This is a genomic window from Ruegeria sp. AF5, from assembly GCF_056541905.1.
In genome coordinates, this window is the sequence record NZ_JBQFYZ010000001.1 from 635,034 (window position 1) to 648,775 (window position 13,742).

Consider the following 13,742-nt stretch of genomic DNA (forward strand, 5'->3'; position numbering starts at 1 on the left):
TGTCAGCCCCTCAGTTCGCGAAACCGGCAAACCGGCGCACCGTCTGACCATCCGTCAGCACAGCGCCCCCGGCCACGACGACCTCATCCCCGTCAGACAGGCCCGTCAGCACCCGGACATCGCCGGTTTGCGTGGGCTCGATGGTCACCGGGACGCGACGCACGGTGCCCTCATCCGCCCCGACCGGGGAAAACACCATGACGTTCAGCGCGCCGTTTGCGTCGGCGACAACAGCGGTCGCCGGTACGATGATGCCTGTGCGGTTGTCCTGCACCTGAACGTTGACGGTAACGGAAGAACCGGGAAAGATTTGCAGCCCCTTTGGCGGGGTCAGGCCGAACTGGATGCGGAAGGTTTGACCGACGCTGGAGGTTTCCGCGTCGAATTCACGGATTTCCAGCGGGAAGACTTCGTCACTGACCGGGAATTTCGCGGTGATGAAGATGTCGTCATTCTGGCCGGAGCGTTGAAACAGGATCTCGGGCACGTCGACCACGATGCGCAATTCGGACATGTCGTGAATGCGGACAATGGGCGTGCCTGCCGAGACGGTGGTAAACGCCTCGACCGAGCGGCTGGAGATCAGCGCGTCAAAGGGCGCGGTCAGCGTGGCGTGTTCCAGTTCATATTCCGCGTCGCGCAGGGCGATCGCGGCCAGTTGCGCCTCGGTCTCGGCGTCATCCACGGCCACCTGGCTGGCGGTTGTACCGCGCAGGCGCGACAGGCGGGCAACAGTGCGGTCGGCCTGTTCCTTTTGCAGCCGCGCCCGATCAAGGCGCAGCTCGAACGGTTCCTGATCCAGACGGGCAATCAGGCCATCCTTGGGAATCACGAAGCCTTCGTTGATGGGCATTTCGACAATCTGGCCCGCAACCTGAAAGGCCAGATCAACGGTCTGGCGCGCGGCGACGCGGCCAAAAAACTGCCGCGTGAAACCGGGCGCGGTTTCACGCACCTGCATGAGTTTCACCGGTTTCGGGGTCTCTTGAGCGGCAATCGGGGTTGCCAGAATGGCCAGTGCAAGGCCCAGAGAGGTCAGGAGTTTCATTTCTTCAATCCCTCGGGAATTCCCGTTTTCAATACGTTGTCGCGGATTTTGCGCGCCAGTCGCGCGAATTCGGCAGTTTCTTGTTCGTTGAGGCCCGAGGCCCGGTGAAACAGGTCTCCGGCGGCGGCAACCAGCATGTTGCGGGCCTCTTCGCCCTGCTTTGTCAGCACCAGCAACCAGGCGCGGCGGTCTTCGGGGTCACGCCGCCGCATCAGATAGCCCGCTTTTTCAAGGGCATCAGCTGTGGCGGTGATCGTTGATGGTACGCTTAACATATCGGCGGCCAGAACGCCCATGCGCTTGGGCTGATCCAGCTTGATCAGCATGTGGCATTCCGGGTGGCTCAGGTCTGTTTCGATACAGTCGAAGGTCTCTTCCAGTTTCCAGTACAGGGCATAGACGCCCATGATCGCCTGAATCTCGGGGCTGAGGCGGCCCAGTCTGGCACTGATATCGTCTGGCATTGGGGGTCTCCGCGCGGGTTACGGAGCGATATACTTCAATTTCTGAACTATTCAAGATATGAAACTGTGCCCCGAAAAGAATTCCCTTGGGTCAACATATCTTGATCAAATCACGCCATGACTGCATTTTGGGCGAATCCGAAACATTCAGGACCCGCCATGTATACCCCCGCCATCACCGGTACCGGTGTCTTCACGCCGGAGAACGTCATCACCAACGCCGAGCTTGTCGAAGCGTTCAACGCTTATGCCGACAAGCAGAACGCGAAGAATGCCGAGGCCATCGCAGCCGGGCAGATGGAGGCGATGCAGCATTCCTCGGAAGAGTTCATCGTCAAGGCGTCGGGCATTCAGAACCGGTACGTGATGGACAAGGCCGGGGTGCTGAACCCGGACGTGATGCACCCGACGCTGCGCCAGCGCAGCGATGACGAGCCCGGGATCATGACCGAGATGGCAGTGGATGCCTGCAGGAAGGCGCTGGCGCAGGCGGGGCGCACGGCGGCGGATGTCGATCTGGTGATCTGTGCGGCCTCGAACCATGAACGCGCCTATCCGGCGATTGCAATCGAGATTCAGCAGGAACTGGGCATCGACGGGTTTGGCTTTGACATGAATGTCGCCTGTTCTTCGGCCACGTTCGGCATTCAGGCGGCGGCGGATATGGTGCGGTCCGGGTCGGTGCGCGCGGCGTTGGTGGTGAACCCTGAAATCTGCTCGGGCCATCTGGAATGGCGCGACCGGGATTGTCACTTTATCTTTGGCGATGTGGCAACGGCAACGCTGATCGAGCGGATCGAAGACGCCAAAGGCCCGCATTTCGAAATCCTGTCGACCCGCTGTGCCACCGCCTTTTCAAACAATATCCGCAACAACAACGGGTTCCTGCGCCGGTCGCGCCCCGATGGCGTGATTGACCGCCGCGACATGCAGTTCATGCAGAACGGCCGGAAGGTGTTCAAGGAAGTGTTGCCGATGGTCAGCAAGCATATCAGCGACCATATGGAAGCCGAAGGGGTCAGCAATACCGACCTCAAACGCCTGTGGCTGCATCAGGCCAACAAGACGATGAACGACTTCATCGGCAAGAAGGTTCTGGGCCGCGAACCCGAGGCGGGCGAGCAACCCAATATCCTTCAGGATTATGCGAACACCTCATCCGCAGGGTCGATCATTGCGTTTTCGAAATACTCTGACGATCTGCAAGAGGGCGATCTGGGCCTGATCTGTTCTTTTGGGGCCGGGTATTCGGTTGGATCGGTGATCGTGAAGCGTCACGCCTGATCGACATTCCGCAATGCGCTTACGGCCTAGAGATCGGCCGCGAGCTGAAAAACCTGAAACGCGGCCCCTTCCCCACCATCAATCCGGCTGAGATAGGCCGGGGTCTCACCCCTCGCCAGTTGGGATTGCAGCCCGCGCCCCTGAGATGCCCAATCCCAGAATTCGGCACGGGGCGCGGCGGTGCAGAGCAGCACATAGTTTACACCCAGCGCGGCAAGACGCGGACCGGCCTGGGACGCATCCATACGCAAAACCGCGATCTGCGCCTGAATTCCGGCCCGGTTGCGGTGATAATTCCCCGCCAGAACCGAATGATCGGTATAGCGCAGCACTTCTGCCGCATAATCAAAATCGACCAGAACCATTCCGGCTGGCAGGTCTTGCAGGGCCGCGTAGGCCTCGGGCGCTTTGCAGGGGGCGCTGATGTTTTGCGAATCCTGCGCGACCTCGGCGACGGGTGCCGCAACGGAGGGGCGCGCAAACCGTTCCAGCTGTTTTTCCACGCTGCTACCAATCTTTGGCGAGACGCAGACGATAAAGCCGATCATAGCCAAGCCGGAGAGCGTGCGGCCATGGGTTCTGTAACTGACGTAAAGGGTCCGCAGCACCTGAGCCTGAACAGCCACAAGAGACACGCCCAGAAACGTCATCATCCGGGACTGGTACAGAAACATGGAAAACCCGGTCACAATCAGCGCCAGAAACAGAAGGTAATCCAGTTTGTCTTGCGACTGGCGGGCAAAGAACAAGGCTGCAACCGCCGTGATGACGGACATGGCGATCAGGGCCGCAGCCTCGCCCCGATGTCGTTCCAGCACGACGGTTATATTCTGTGCTTCGGCAACCTGGCTGAGCCAGAAGTCGCGCATGTCCTGAGGCAGGTCCGCAATCGGGTTTTCAAGGCAATGCGGTGCAAATGCGTAAGCGCAGCCAAGTGTTACAGCGCCTGTCGCAAGACACGCGCCGATGCGCCCCCAATAGGACCAGCCCGACCCGACCCAGGCTGCTGCACACAGGCACAGGGCCGCGATCCCGGCCGGCAGGGCCACACTGATCGTCAGGGCATCGCAGCTTGGGAACAGAAAACCCTGACGCCCCGTTGTTGCAACGCTGGCCAACAACAGGGTCAGCGCCAGCCCGGTTCCAAACACTATGGTGCGGCGGCGGGCGGCTGTGCCGGTCACGATCCAGTCAATCGTGAAGAACACCGCGATAATCGCGACCTGCACGATCGATTCGGTTCCGATGGACACCGAAAGGGCCAGACAGACACCCAGCCATCCCGCAGCAGAGGGTTTGGCCTTGCGCAGGACAAAGAACATGAGGGCCGCTGCAAACAGCAGAATCTGAACATTGTGGTGGTCAAACGAGAAATAGTCGAACTTCCGATAATGTTCGAGCGTCAGCGCACCGACCACCAGTGCCGAAATCGCGCCATTTCGCCCGCCCAACGCTGCGCCGGTGACAGCAAAGGCCCACAGGGTCAGCCCCGCCAGAAGCACCGGCCACACAAACGCGGTCACTTGCAAGGCGGTGTCGGGCGGCACGACCATTGCGGACAGCGCGTAGATCCCGGCAATCGGTGCATCGACAAGCCGGGACCAGTGCATCAGCGTGCCGTCACCGGGGCCCAGCCGATGCTGATAGGCGTCAAACCAGCCCTGTCCCGCCAGCAGGTCCTGTACCATGACCCAGCGCATCGCGTCATCAGGGCCTTCCTGATAAGCGCCAAACAGCACCGTGGCCAGACAGAGCGCATAGACAAACAGGAACGACCGCCAAACCATACGGTCTGCGAGAATGCTGTAATTTCCCTGCATTTTCTGCATGGTTTACTGCCCTTGACGATCTTGCCTGCGCCACAGCTTATCTGAAAGACGTGACTGAATTGAGGCGCAGAGTCCGGTTGATGATCATGCCACAAAGCGCACGACATCTGCGGCGATCCGGGCAGGCGGTTTTTGGCCGATAGCTGGCCGCCACCAAGCCTAGCTGACGCTTTCTTCTTCCAGGTGCAGTTTCATTTCTATCAGGACCTGCTGAAGCAAACTGGTTTCTTTCAGCAGCCTTTTGGCTTCGTTCACCGTGATGATGCCATCTTCGATAGCGGACTGATATTCAGTCATCAACATTGCAAACCGCTGGCTGAGCGCGATGACATCCGAATTCACCCCGCCTGTGCGAGGATCCTCGGTGTTGCGTTCGCTGTAGGACAAGGTGATGTTTTTCAGATCCGCCAGCGCGGATGTCACATGCGGATAAGTTGCTGCGTTTTCAAGCCGGGCCACCGCATCCACGGGCATGAACCTGTCCGCGTGTTCGGCATTGTCCGAATAATACCGGCCCAGGGTCGCCTTGGATTTTCCGGTGATTTCACAAGCAGCTTCTATTCCGACATCTTTGACCAGCGCTTCTGTGTGTTTCTTCAGATAGGCCCCGATATCTGCCATTGATTTACCTTTATTACCTGCAAACGCCCGCCCGGTGTCCAAACCGGGGAAAGCGTCGGGAAATTTCCCATACCTGAGTCATAATTGAAATGTCATACATTGACTATCCCTCAGATAAGCGGGGGATTTTGTGAGTGAGTGGCGGCAGTTCAAGCCGGTAAAGAGTGATTGCGGGGCGGTATTGTTGGGCCTTGCTTTGTTTTGGCCACATGTTGGCCGACGGCGTCGCTGTTGCAGACGCGGGGGTTCCATCCCCTACGAGCCCAGCTCGGCCTCTGCGCACGCAACGGCGACGTCGCTTCTTACATCCCTTTGCTCTCTTGTTCCTTTTGGCCGGGCGTTTTAGACCCACGCCATGGCAAAGCTGTATTTCAACTATTCCACCATGAACGCGGGCAAGTCGACCGTGTTGCTACAGGCGTCGCACAACTATCGCGAGCGCGGGATGCAGACCTATCTGATGACCGCCGCCCTTGACGGGCGGGCGGGTGCGGGGCGGATTGCATCGCGCATCGGCATATCGGAGCAGGCTGACACGTTCACACCCGAAGATGATGTCTTCGCCATGATCCGATCCCGGCTGGACAATGGTTCCGTGGCCTGCGTTTTCATTGATGAGGCGCAGTTCCTGTCCGAGGCGCAGGTCTGGCAACTGGCCCGTGCGGTGGACGATCTGGATGTGCCGGTGCTGGCCTATGGGCTGCGCGTGGATTTTCAGGGCAAGCTGTTCCCCGGTTCTGCCGCCCTGCTGGCCCTTGCCGACGAAATGCGCGAGGTGCGCACGATCTGTGAATGCGGCCGCAAGGCCACGATGGTGATTCGTCGCGACGAGACCGGAAAGGCCATCACTGAAGGGGCGCAGGTGCAGATCGGTGGGAACGAGACCTATGTCTCGCTCTGCCGCAAACACTGGCGCGAGGCGGTCGGCGACTAGACCGGGTTGGGCAGCGCCCTGCCCGCGACAAAGGCCGCCACGTTATCCAGCGCCATGTGCCCCATGCTGCTGCGCACCTCTTCGGTGGCAGTGCCCAGATGGGGCAGCAGGGTGACGTTTTCCATTTCGCACAGGGATTGCGGCACTTTGGGTTCGAATTCGTAGACGTCAAGCCCCGCCCCCGCGATCTGACCGGTTTGCAGCGCCGTGATCAGCGCGACCTCGTCCACCACCTCGCCACGGGCGATGTTGACCAGAATAGCCGAGGGGTTCATCGCCTCAAGAATCTGCGCATTGATCAGGTGGCGGGTTTCCGCACCGCCGGGAACCGCAAGCACAAGGAAATCGACCGAAGCGGCGAGTGTTTCAAGGTCAGGTGTGAATTCCGCCGGAAAGTCCAGATCTTTTGCATTGCGGGACTGATAGGCCACCTGCATGGCAAACCCGAAATGACAGCGACGCGCGATGGCCTGCCCGATGCGGCCCATGCCGACGATGCCCACGCGCTTGCCGGTCACATGATGGCCCAGCATCTGCGTCGGGTGCCAGCCCTGCCACTGCCCCGATCGCACCAGCCGCTCCCCCTCACCGGCGCGCCGGGCTGTGGTCAGCAGCAGGGTCATGGCGATATCGGCTGTGGCATCGGTGACCGCGCCGGGCGTGTTGGTTACGTCAATCCCGGCCGCGCGTGCGGCATCCACGTCGATATGGTTGAAGCCAACACCGAAATTGGCCAGCAGCTTGCAGCGCGGCTGACCGACCTCGGCAAAGATCCGAGCCGAGAACTGATCGCCCAATGTCGGCACAACAACGTCGTATCCGGCCAGAGCGGCCAGCATCTCCTGCCGCGCCATGGGCAGGGTGTTTTCCCGGATGGTTACATCGAAATCGGCGCGGGCGCGCGATTCGACTGCCGGTGTCATCGGACGCGTGATCAGCAGTTTCATCAGTGCATCCGCCCGCCGGTTGGAACCTTGCCGTCAGGGCCGATCAAAACGATCTCACCGCTGTCATCGGGAAGACCCAGCACCAGAACCTCGGACATGAACTTGCCGATCTGGCGCGGAGGGAAGTTGACGACAGCCATGACCTGTTTGCCAACCAGAGTGGCCGGATCGTAATGCGCGGTGATCTGGGCCGAGGTCTTGCGCTCGCCGATCTCGTCGCCAAAGTCGATCCACATCTTGATCGCGGGTTTGCGGGCCTCGGGATAGGGTTCGGCGCGGATCACCTCGCCCACGCGAATATCGACCTTGAGAAAGTCGTCGAACGAAATTTCATTCACGCGAGAGCTCCTTGGATCGGTCGGTTGCGGCCTTGACGGCACGGTGCAGCAGGTCAGGAAAGCCGGTTTCCTGATGCATCAGAACCTCAAGCGCGGCCTGTGTGGTACCGTTCGGAGAGGTCACGTTGATGCGCAGCTGCGCGGGGTCTTCGTCGGACGCCATGGCCAGTGCCCCGGCACCGGCCACAGTGGACTTGGCCAGTTTCATCGCAAGCTCGGCAGGCAGGCCATGCGCCTCGCCCGCTGCGGCCAGGGTTTCGATCAGATGGAACACATAGGCCGGGCCGGACCCGCTGAGCCCGGTGACGGCGTCCATCTGTGCCTCATCCTCTAGGCGAACGGTCTGACCCACTGCCGCCAGCAGGTTTTCGGCCTGTTCCATGTCGGTCTCGGAGGTGTGTGCGTTGCCGATCAGTGCCGTGATGCCCTGACGGATGGCGGCGGGCGTGTTGGGCATGGCGCGAATGATCGGGGTGTCACGGCCCAGAACGGATTCGAAGGTGGCAATCGAGGTGCCAGCCGCAACGGAAATGAACAGGCTGGACCCGCCGCCCAGCGCCTGAATGGCAGGCAGGGCTTCGCCCATCATCTGCGGTTTGACCGCAACCAGCACCACGGCGGGAGATTCGGGCAACGGTGCGTTGATATTGACGCCCTGCGCCTTCAGCCAATCTGACGGGTAGGGATCGATGACCCAAACGGAAGCTGGCGGAAGGCCGTGTTCCAGCCATCCCGCCAGCATTGCGGACCCCATCTTTCCGCACCCCAGAAGCACAAGCCCCTGTTCGGCCACGCGCGTCATGTCCATTTGCCCCTCCCGCTTTACATATCGGTTCGGGGCAAAGGTTTACGCGCGGCCGTAGGCCTCTGCAATGGCCACTTGCATGGCTTCTTCTGGCCCTCTGTTGCCCCAGGTCACCAATTGGATCGCGGGGTAGTACCGCTCGGCGCTCATGACGGCGGCATTGATCATCGTGTCGATCTGGTCAGCGCTGGCCGTTTGCCCGCCTGCAAGGACCAGACCATAGCGATAGACCATCAGCTTCTGGTTTGCCCAATAGGTAAACGCGCCTGCCCAGCACTGGTCGTTCATCTTGTTGAGCAGCTCATAGAGCTGCATTTCACGCTCGGCCGGTGGTTCCATTTCGAAGCTGCACACCATGCGCAGCGTTTCGTCATAGTTGGACCAGGCCAGCGTGATCGAATAGGTGCGCCACTGCCCTTCAACGGCCATGGCAATCTGATCGTCCCCAATGCGATCAAAATCCCAGTCGTGATGTTCGGCCAGATGCTCAACAATGTCGATCGGATGAATGTCTTCTTCGAGATACTGCTCGGAAAGGGCCATAATGCCACCTCACTAATCTCTAGCATTTCGGGGCTGGCAGCGCCCCAGCGCTAGTTGCCTGCTCTACAAACCGGGCTTCCCCCATAGGCCTGTACTAAATATGGTGCGATGTGGCGTAAGTTCTGGCAACCCTAATTATTGGGGATAACAGCAATAAGTTGTGGACAGAAGGCAACGGCGATCAAAATATTGGCGCCAGAGTCAGCTTTGTCTTGAATAAATTCTGCGACACGTCAGAATACACAGCACCGCACAATCCGGGCTGGATTGCGCGGCGGAATGCTTTGTCCGAAAATTGTGAATAAAGGGAACGCCGGGGCGTTATTTGTCCAGTTTCGCCTCGAGCGCGGCGATGCGGGCTTCGAGTGCCGCATTTTCTTCGCGCGCCTTCTGAGCCATGGCGCGCACGGCGTCGAATTCTTCGCGGGTGACGAAATCGCGGTCGGCCAGCCAGCGGTCGATCATCGACTTCATCGCGTTTTCAGCCTCTTCCCGCGCGCCCTGCGCCACGCCCATGGCGTTGGTCATCAGCTGGGACACGTCATCCAGGATTTTGTTGCGGGTCTGCATATCTGTTCTCCGATCTCGCGGTTTACCTGTATATGGGCAAAGAATGGCGCGGGCTCAAGGTTGACTTGACCTGCAAACCCCGGGCAATGAGACGCACATGCAGGCTGTTCTGAATTTCCCCGATCTGTCGCCCGAACTGTTCTCGATCCCGCTGTTCGGGATGGAATTCGCGTTAAGGTGGTATGCGCTGGCCTATATCGCGGGCATCCTGATCGCGTGGCGGCTGGCTGTTGTGGCGTTGCGCCGCCCGGCGCTCTGGCCTGCGGATGGCCCGCCGATGAAGCCCGAACAGCTGGAGGATCTGGTTACCTGGATCATTCTGGGCGTGATTCTGGGCGGGCGGCTGGGCTTTGTGCTGTTTTATCAGCCGGGTTATTACCTGTCGCACCCGCTGGAGATCGTGAAGGTCTGGCAAGGCGGCATGGCGTTTCATGGCGGCCTGCTGGGCGTGATCCTTGCGTCGTACCTGTTTGCACGACGGCACCGGATCCCTGCCCTGTCGCTGGGGGATCTGGTTGCCTACACCGTTCCGCCCGGATTGCTGCTGGGGCGGCTGGCCAATTTCGTCAACGCCGAGCTGTGGGGCCGCCCGAGTGAGCTGCCCTGGGCTGTCATCTTTCCTGGATATGCTGCGCAGGATTGCCCCGGCGTGGTCGCAGGCATGTGCGCCCGGCACCCGTCGCAGCTGTATGAGGCCGCGCTGGAGGGGGTGTTGCTTGGGGCGGTACTGCTGTGGCTGGTCTATCGGCGCGGCGGTTTTCGCACACCGGGCCTAGTCATGGGGACGTTCCTTGCGGGCTACGGCGCGTCGCGCTTTATCGTCGAGTTCTTTCGCCAGCCGGATGCGCAGTTCGTATCGCCCGGCAATCCGCTGGGGCTGGCCTGGCATGTGGGCGGGTACGGGCTGACCATGGGGCAGTTCCTGTCGCTGCCGATGATCGCGCTTGGTCTGTGGTTTGCCCTGCGTGCGCGGCGGCGGGCGGCATGAGCCTGACCGATCATCTGGTCGCCCGCATCCGGCAGGATGGACCGATGAGCGTGGCAGATTTCATGGGAGAATGCCTGCTGCATCCGACGCTGGGCTATTACACGACCCGTGATCCGCTGGGGGTTGCAGGGGATTTCACCACAGCGCCGGAAATCAGCCAGATGTTCGGGGAGCTGGTCGGGCTATGCCTTGCGCAGAGCTGGATGGATCAGGGTCGGCCCGCACCGTTTACCCTATGCGAGCTGGGGCCGGGGCGTGGTACCCTGATGGCCGATATTCTGCGCGCCACACGGTCAGTACCCGGATTTCACGAGGCAGCGCAGGTTGTACTGGTTGAAGCATCGCCTGTATTGAAACAGGTGCAGGCGGCAACGCTGAAGGATTACGAGGCGGTCTGGATTGCAACGATCGCCGAACTGCCCGACCAGCCGCTGTTGCTGATGGCCAACGAATTCTTTGATGCCCTGCCCATCCGCCAGTTTCAGCGTGACGGTACGGGCTGGCGCGAGCGTCTGGTGGGTGAGCGTGACGGCGGGTTGACGTTCGGACTGGGCGCGATCGGGCCGCAGGTGGCGTTGAATGACAGGCTGTCGGACACCAAGGACGGTGATCTGGTCGAACTGTGTGCTGCTGCAATTCCGATTCTGACCGTGATCGCGGGGCGGATCGCCAGCCATGGCGGCGCGGCATTGATTGTAGATTATGGTGACTGGCATTCGCTGGGCGATACCTTGCAGGCGCTGCAAAACCACGAACTTGCCGATCCTCTGGCATCGCCCGGTCAGGCCGATTTGACCGCGCATGTGGATTTTGAGCCTTTGGCCGTCGCGACCCGCGCCTGTGGGTGCAGGCATACGCGCCTGACACCGCAGGGCGTCTTCCTTGAACGGCTGGGGATCACCGCCCGCGCGCAAGCCCTGTCCAAGGCGCTGAGCGGTTCCGAGCTGGATGCGCTGATTGCCGCGCATCGGCGGTTGACGCATCCTGATGAAATGGGAAATCTGTTCAAGGTGATGGGCCTTTTCCCGGCCTATGCCGCCCCACCACCAGGATTGGAACCATGACGCTGGAAATTCTGACCTCGGATCTGCTGTCGCCATTTCGCCATGGGTTCTTTACCCGTCGCGGCGGCGCGTCTTCAGGAATTTTCAGCGGGTTGAACTGTGGTCAGGGGTCCTCGGATCAAACCGAGATTGTCGCGCTGAATCGGCGGCGGGTGGCCGACGCGATGGAGGTGGACCCCGAGGCAATGGTCGCGGTACATCAGGTTCATTCGCCAACGGTTCTGACAGTCAAAGCCCCGGTTGAAGGTGAAAAGCCCAAAGCGGATGCCATTGTCACAGCAACACCCGGTCTGGCCCTGACGATCCTGACGGCCGATTGCCAGCCGGTTCTGTTCGCCGATCCCGATGCGCATGTGATCGGTGCCGCCCATGCCGGGTGGCGCGGCGCGCTGGACGGTGTTCTGGAAGCGACGCTGGACGCGATGGAGGCGCTGGGAGCCGACCGCAGCAATATCTGCGCCGTGATCGGACCCAGTATTTCCCAGCGCGCTTACGAGGTGGGGCCAGAGTTTCTGGACGCGTTCCTGGCGGATTCGCCGGACAACAGCCGCTTTTTTGCCAATGGTGAAAGTGACCGCCTGCAATTTGATCTGCCCGCCTTCGGGCTGCACCGGCTGCGGCAGGCGGGAATCGGACAGGCCGAGTGGACCCGGCACTGCACATATTCCGACCCTGACAGGTTCTATTCCTATCGCCGATCAACGCACGCGAACGAGGTCGATTACGGGCGGTTGATTTCCGTCATAAGATTGTGATCTTCGTCCAGATTTAGGTGCCCTGCCACTTTTCCGCCACATTTGTTGTGTTGATTGGGCATCAGAATCGTAACGAGTTTTTGCCAGTAATCAGATCGGTATCTGACGTTCGAAAATCGGGCGCTGGCGTGTTGAGTGGGAGGTCCGTCTGACTTCATTTTTCTGTCCGCAAATCATCCCGGATAAGCCTTATCCCTGCCGCAAACCCGCGTCACAAAAGGTTCACAGAGGATGTGGGGAAATACACCCCGTTCAGAGCAGGACCAAAAAATGAAGACCAAATCACGCTTTCTGAAAGCCATGGTCGAGGCCACTCGGGACCAGAACCTGGAAATGCCGTGGAAGCGGGTAACAAGCAATTCTGTCAGGGTCGCCAGTCGCATCGCGGCACGACGCTGAGACAGAAAACCCAGAGACCAAGCTGCCGGTCTTATTTGGGTCAACGCGTATCAGGTTCGCTCCGGCCTGATGTATCGCGCGTCACGAGCGAGGGGTTCGTGACTTTTTAGGAGTTGTGTGTGTGCGGGCAATTTCGCCCGTGAAGTACGAGTTTGTCTGGGGGGTCAATGTGTTGACCATTGGAAAGCGAGATTTAGTCGCGTCGCGGGACCGTACCGGTTGCCGCCCGAGGGTCACCCATTTGTTTCAAGGCAAAGAACCAGTTCGCCGGGCGCGTCTGTACGGGGGTACGCCGCGCCTGACCGAACATTTTGAGGGGACGGAATATTAATGACTATTCCTAATTCACTGGCCCGCGCGGCCAGAAATGCTATCGAAACGTCTGTTATGCTGCGGGACGCGCCGCGGCCGGTTTCCAAGCCAAAAGCCCAGCTGCGCCGCTATGAGGTCAGCAGCCTGTTGAAGAACGGAGATGTGGTTCAGACCCGCCACATCGCACCTGCCCTGCCGATGTTTGAAGACGCGTTTTGCGCCTTCACACGTGGATCTTTGGTAGAAACGGAACATGGACCGATGGCAATCGAGGATCTGATGCCGGGGGATACGGTCCTGACGCAGGATGGCGCATCGGAAACCGTGCTATGGAAGGGATCTGTCACGTTGATCCCCGGACGCGCGGATTCACGTGGCCGGACGCGACCGCTGACGCGGATCATGGCGGATACGTTCGGGATGCAAAAGCCAATGTCGGGTGTCATTGCCGGCCCGGCGGCGCGAATCGTGGGTACACCTGCGCATTTGCGGCACCTGCATGGGGGGCAGCCGATTCTTACACCCGTGTCCGAATTTCAGGACGGGATGGGTGTCATTGAAACAATGCCGCCCACCCCCGTTGAACTGTTTCACATTTGTTTAAAACGCCATTCCGTTATTCGCGTAGATGGATTACAGTTCGAAACATATCATCCAGGTGTGAATGCGGTTCGCATGATCAGCCACTCGCTTCGGTCGATCTATCTGAACCTGTTCGCGCATATCGAGTCGCTGAACGATTTCGGCCCGCTGCTGATGCCGCGCGCCGGAGATGGTGAGATCGACGCGATGACGGCCTGAGCATGATTGTGATTACTGCATTATGGGGGGCATCATGCAG

At 60.0% G+C, this 13,742-nt stretch carries 16 protein-coding genes; 7 read left to right on the forward strand and 9 right to left on the reverse strand.

Annotation, left to right across the window (positions count from 1 at the left end):
- Positions 1-10: 10 nt before the first annotated feature.
- Both ACR0DS_RS03130 and ACR0DS_RS03135 read right to left on the reverse strand, forming a co-directional pair.
- Positions 11-1,048, reverse strand: coding sequence for an efflux RND transporter periplasmic adaptor subunit (locus tag ACR0DS_RS03130; RefSeq protein WP_480557786.1), 1,038 nt, complete (start codon positions 1,046-1,048; stop codon positions 11-13).
- The gene (locus ACR0DS_RS03135) at positions 1,045-1,512 is read right to left on the reverse strand and encodes a MarR family winged helix-turn-helix transcriptional regulator (protein ID WP_267364261.1); all 468 of its coding nucleotides are present in this window, start codon (positions 1,510-1,512) and stop codon (positions 1,045-1,047) included. Before ACR0DS_RS03135 ends, ACR0DS_RS03130 begins: the two co-directional genes overlap by 4 nt.
- A 159-nt stretch (positions 1,513-1,671) precedes the next feature.
- Here ACR0DS_RS03135 and ACR0DS_RS03140 point away from each other — a divergent pair, with 159 nt between their 5' ends.
- On the forward strand, positions 1,672-2,796 hold the full coding sequence (locus ACR0DS_RS03140) for a beta-ketoacyl-ACP synthase III (RefSeq protein WP_480557788.1): 1,125 nt from the start codon (positions 1,672-1,674) through the stop codon (positions 2,794-2,796).
- A gap of 26 nt (positions 2,797-2,822) precedes the next feature.
- On the opposite strand, the gene ACR0DS_RS03145 is transcribed toward ACR0DS_RS03140, so the two are convergent.
- Positions 2,823-4,625 (reverse strand): hypothetical protein, encoded by a 1,803-nt coding sequence (locus ACR0DS_RS03145; protein ID WP_480557790.1) that lies wholly within the window; start codon positions 4,623-4,625, stop codon positions 2,823-2,825.
- Between the two features lie 159 nt (positions 4,626-4,784).
- On the reverse strand, positions 4,785-5,246 hold the full coding sequence (locus tag ACR0DS_RS03150) for a hypothetical protein (RefSeq protein ID WP_480475505.1): 462 nt from the start codon (positions 5,244-5,246) through the stop codon (positions 4,785-4,787).
- Positions 5,247-5,601: 355 nt separating this feature from the next.
- On the opposite strand from ACR0DS_RS03150, the gene ACR0DS_RS03155 reads away from it, so the two are divergent.
- The gene (locus tag ACR0DS_RS03155) at positions 5,602-6,180 is read left to right on the forward strand and encodes a thymidine kinase (protein ID WP_480519134.1); all 579 of its coding nucleotides are present in this window, start codon (positions 5,602-5,604) and stop codon (positions 6,178-6,180) included.
- On the opposite strand, the gene ACR0DS_RS03160 is transcribed toward ACR0DS_RS03155, so the two are convergent.
- The 5 genes from ACR0DS_RS03160 to ACR0DS_RS03180 form a co-directional block, all read right to left on the reverse strand.
- Positions 6,177-7,127, reverse strand: coding sequence for a 2-hydroxyacid dehydrogenase (locus tag ACR0DS_RS03160; protein WP_480557792.1), 951 nt, complete (start codon positions 7,125-7,127; stop codon positions 6,177-6,179). The two genes, ACR0DS_RS03155 and ACR0DS_RS03160, sit on opposite strands and share 4 nt — an antisense overlap.
- Positions 7,127-7,465 carry a tRNA-binding protein gene (locus ACR0DS_RS03165; protein WP_480475499.1) on the reverse strand — a complete coding sequence of 113 codons (339 nt, stop codon included), beginning with the start codon at positions 7,463-7,465 and terminating at the stop codon, positions 7,127-7,129. The genes ACR0DS_RS03160 and ACR0DS_RS03165 overlap by 1 nt, the downstream gene beginning before the upstream one ends.
- Positions 7,458-8,273, reverse strand: coding sequence for a pyrroline-5-carboxylate reductase (gene proC, locus ACR0DS_RS03170; protein ID WP_480557794.1), 816 nt, complete (start codon positions 8,271-8,273; stop codon positions 7,458-7,460). The genes ACR0DS_RS03165 and proC overlap by 8 nt, the downstream gene beginning before the upstream one ends.
- 39 nt (positions 8,274-8,312) lie before the next feature.
- Positions 8,313-8,813: a type III secretion system chaperone family protein gene (locus tag ACR0DS_RS03175; protein ID WP_209598027.1), complete on the reverse strand. Its 501-nt coding sequence runs from the start codon at positions 8,811-8,813 to the stop codon at positions 8,313-8,315.
- A gap of 321 nt (positions 8,814-9,134) precedes the next feature.
- Positions 9,135-9,383 carry an accessory factor UbiK family protein gene (locus ACR0DS_RS03180; RefSeq protein WP_050604795.1) on the reverse strand — a complete coding sequence of 83 codons (249 nt, stop codon included), beginning with the start codon at positions 9,381-9,383 and terminating at the stop codon, positions 9,135-9,137.
- A 97-nt stretch (positions 9,384-9,480) separates the two neighbouring features.
- Between ACR0DS_RS03180 and lgt the strand changes: the two genes are divergently transcribed.
- The 5 genes from lgt (at position 9,481) to ACR0DS_RS03205 (ending at position 13,702) form a co-directional block, all read left to right on the forward strand.
- Positions 9,481-10,371, forward strand: a complete 891-nt coding sequence (gene lgt / locus ACR0DS_RS03185) for a prolipoprotein diacylglyceryl transferase (protein WP_480505931.1) — start codon at positions 9,481-9,483, stop codon at positions 10,369-10,371.
- Positions 10,368-11,435 (forward strand): class I SAM-dependent methyltransferase, encoded by a 1,068-nt coding sequence (locus ACR0DS_RS03190; protein ID WP_480557796.1) that lies wholly within the window; start codon positions 10,368-10,370, stop codon positions 11,433-11,435. Before lgt ends, ACR0DS_RS03190 begins: the two co-directional genes overlap by 4 nt.
- Positions 11,432-12,190 (forward strand): peptidoglycan editing factor PgeF, encoded by a 759-nt coding sequence (pgeF, locus tag ACR0DS_RS03195; protein ID WP_209504768.1) that lies wholly within the window; start codon positions 11,432-11,434, stop codon positions 12,188-12,190. Before ACR0DS_RS03190 ends, pgeF begins: the two co-directional genes overlap by 4 nt.
- Before the next feature lie 270 nt (positions 12,191-12,460).
- Positions 12,461-12,589 (forward strand): hypothetical protein, encoded by a 129-nt coding sequence (locus ACR0DS_RS03200; RefSeq protein WP_267362961.1) that lies wholly within the window; start codon positions 12,461-12,463, stop codon positions 12,587-12,589.
- A gap of 330 nt (positions 12,590-12,919) precedes the next feature.
- Positions 12,920-13,702: a Hint domain-containing protein gene (locus ACR0DS_RS03205; protein WP_267362963.1), complete on the forward strand. Its 783-nt coding sequence runs from the start codon at positions 12,920-12,922 to the stop codon at positions 13,700-13,702.
- Positions 13,703-13,742: the final 40 nt, after the last annotated feature.

Bases quoted from the DNA above. Each gene is read 5' to 3' on its own strand.
- pgeF (WP_209504768.1), top strand. From the start codon at position 11,432: ATGACGCTGGAAATTCTGACCTCGGATCTGCTGTCGCCATTTCGCCAT.
- proC (WP_480557794.1), bottom strand. From the start codon at position 8,273: ATGGACATGACGCGCGTGGCCGAACAGGGGCTTGTGCTTCTGGGGTGC.
- ACR0DS_RS03190 (WP_480557796.1), top strand. From the start codon at position 10,368: ATGAGCCTGACCGATCATCTGGTCGCCCGCATCCGGCAGGATGGACCG.
- ACR0DS_RS03145 (WP_480557790.1), bottom strand. From the start codon at position 4,625: ATGCAGAAAATGCAGGGAAATTACAGCATTCTCGCAGACCGTATGGTT.
- ACR0DS_RS03200 (WP_267362961.1), top strand. From the start codon at position 12,461: ATGAAGACCAAATCACGCTTTCTGAAAGCCATGGTCGAGGCCACTCGG.
- ACR0DS_RS03175 (WP_209598027.1), bottom strand. From the start codon at position 8,813: ATGGCCCTTTCCGAGCAGTATCTCGAAGAAGACATTCATCCGATCGAC.
- ACR0DS_RS03155 (WP_480519134.1), top strand. From the start codon at position 5,602: ATGGCAAAGCTGTATTTCAACTATTCCACCATGAACGCGGGCAAGTCG.
- ACR0DS_RS03135 (WP_267364261.1), bottom strand. From the start codon at position 1,512: ATGCCAGACGATATCAGTGCCAGACTGGGCCGCCTCAGCCCCGAGATT.
- ACR0DS_RS03140 (WP_480557788.1), top strand. From the start codon at position 1,672: ATGTATACCCCCGCCATCACCGGTACCGGTGTCTTCACGCCGGAGAAC.
- ACR0DS_RS03180 (WP_050604795.1), bottom strand. From the start codon at position 9,383: ATGCAGACCCGCAACAAAATCCTGGATGACGTGTCCCAGCTGATGACC.
- ACR0DS_RS03205 (WP_267362963.1), top strand. From the start codon at position 12,920: ATGACTATTCCTAATTCACTGGCCCGCGCGGCCAGAAATGCTATCGAA.
- ACR0DS_RS03130 (WP_480557786.1), bottom strand. From the start codon at position 1,048: ATGAAACTCCTGACCTCTCTGGGCCTTGCACTGGCCATTCTGGCAACC.
- ACR0DS_RS03160 (WP_480557792.1), bottom strand. From the start codon at position 7,127: ATGAAACTGCTGATCACGCGTCCGATGACACCGGCAGTCGAATCGCGC.
- ACR0DS_RS03150 (WP_480475505.1), bottom strand. From the start codon at position 5,246: ATGGCAGATATCGGGGCCTATCTGAAGAAACACACAGAAGCGCTGGTC.
- lgt (WP_480505931.1), top strand. From the start codon at position 9,481: ATGCAGGCTGTTCTGAATTTCCCCGATCTGTCGCCCGAACTGTTCTCG.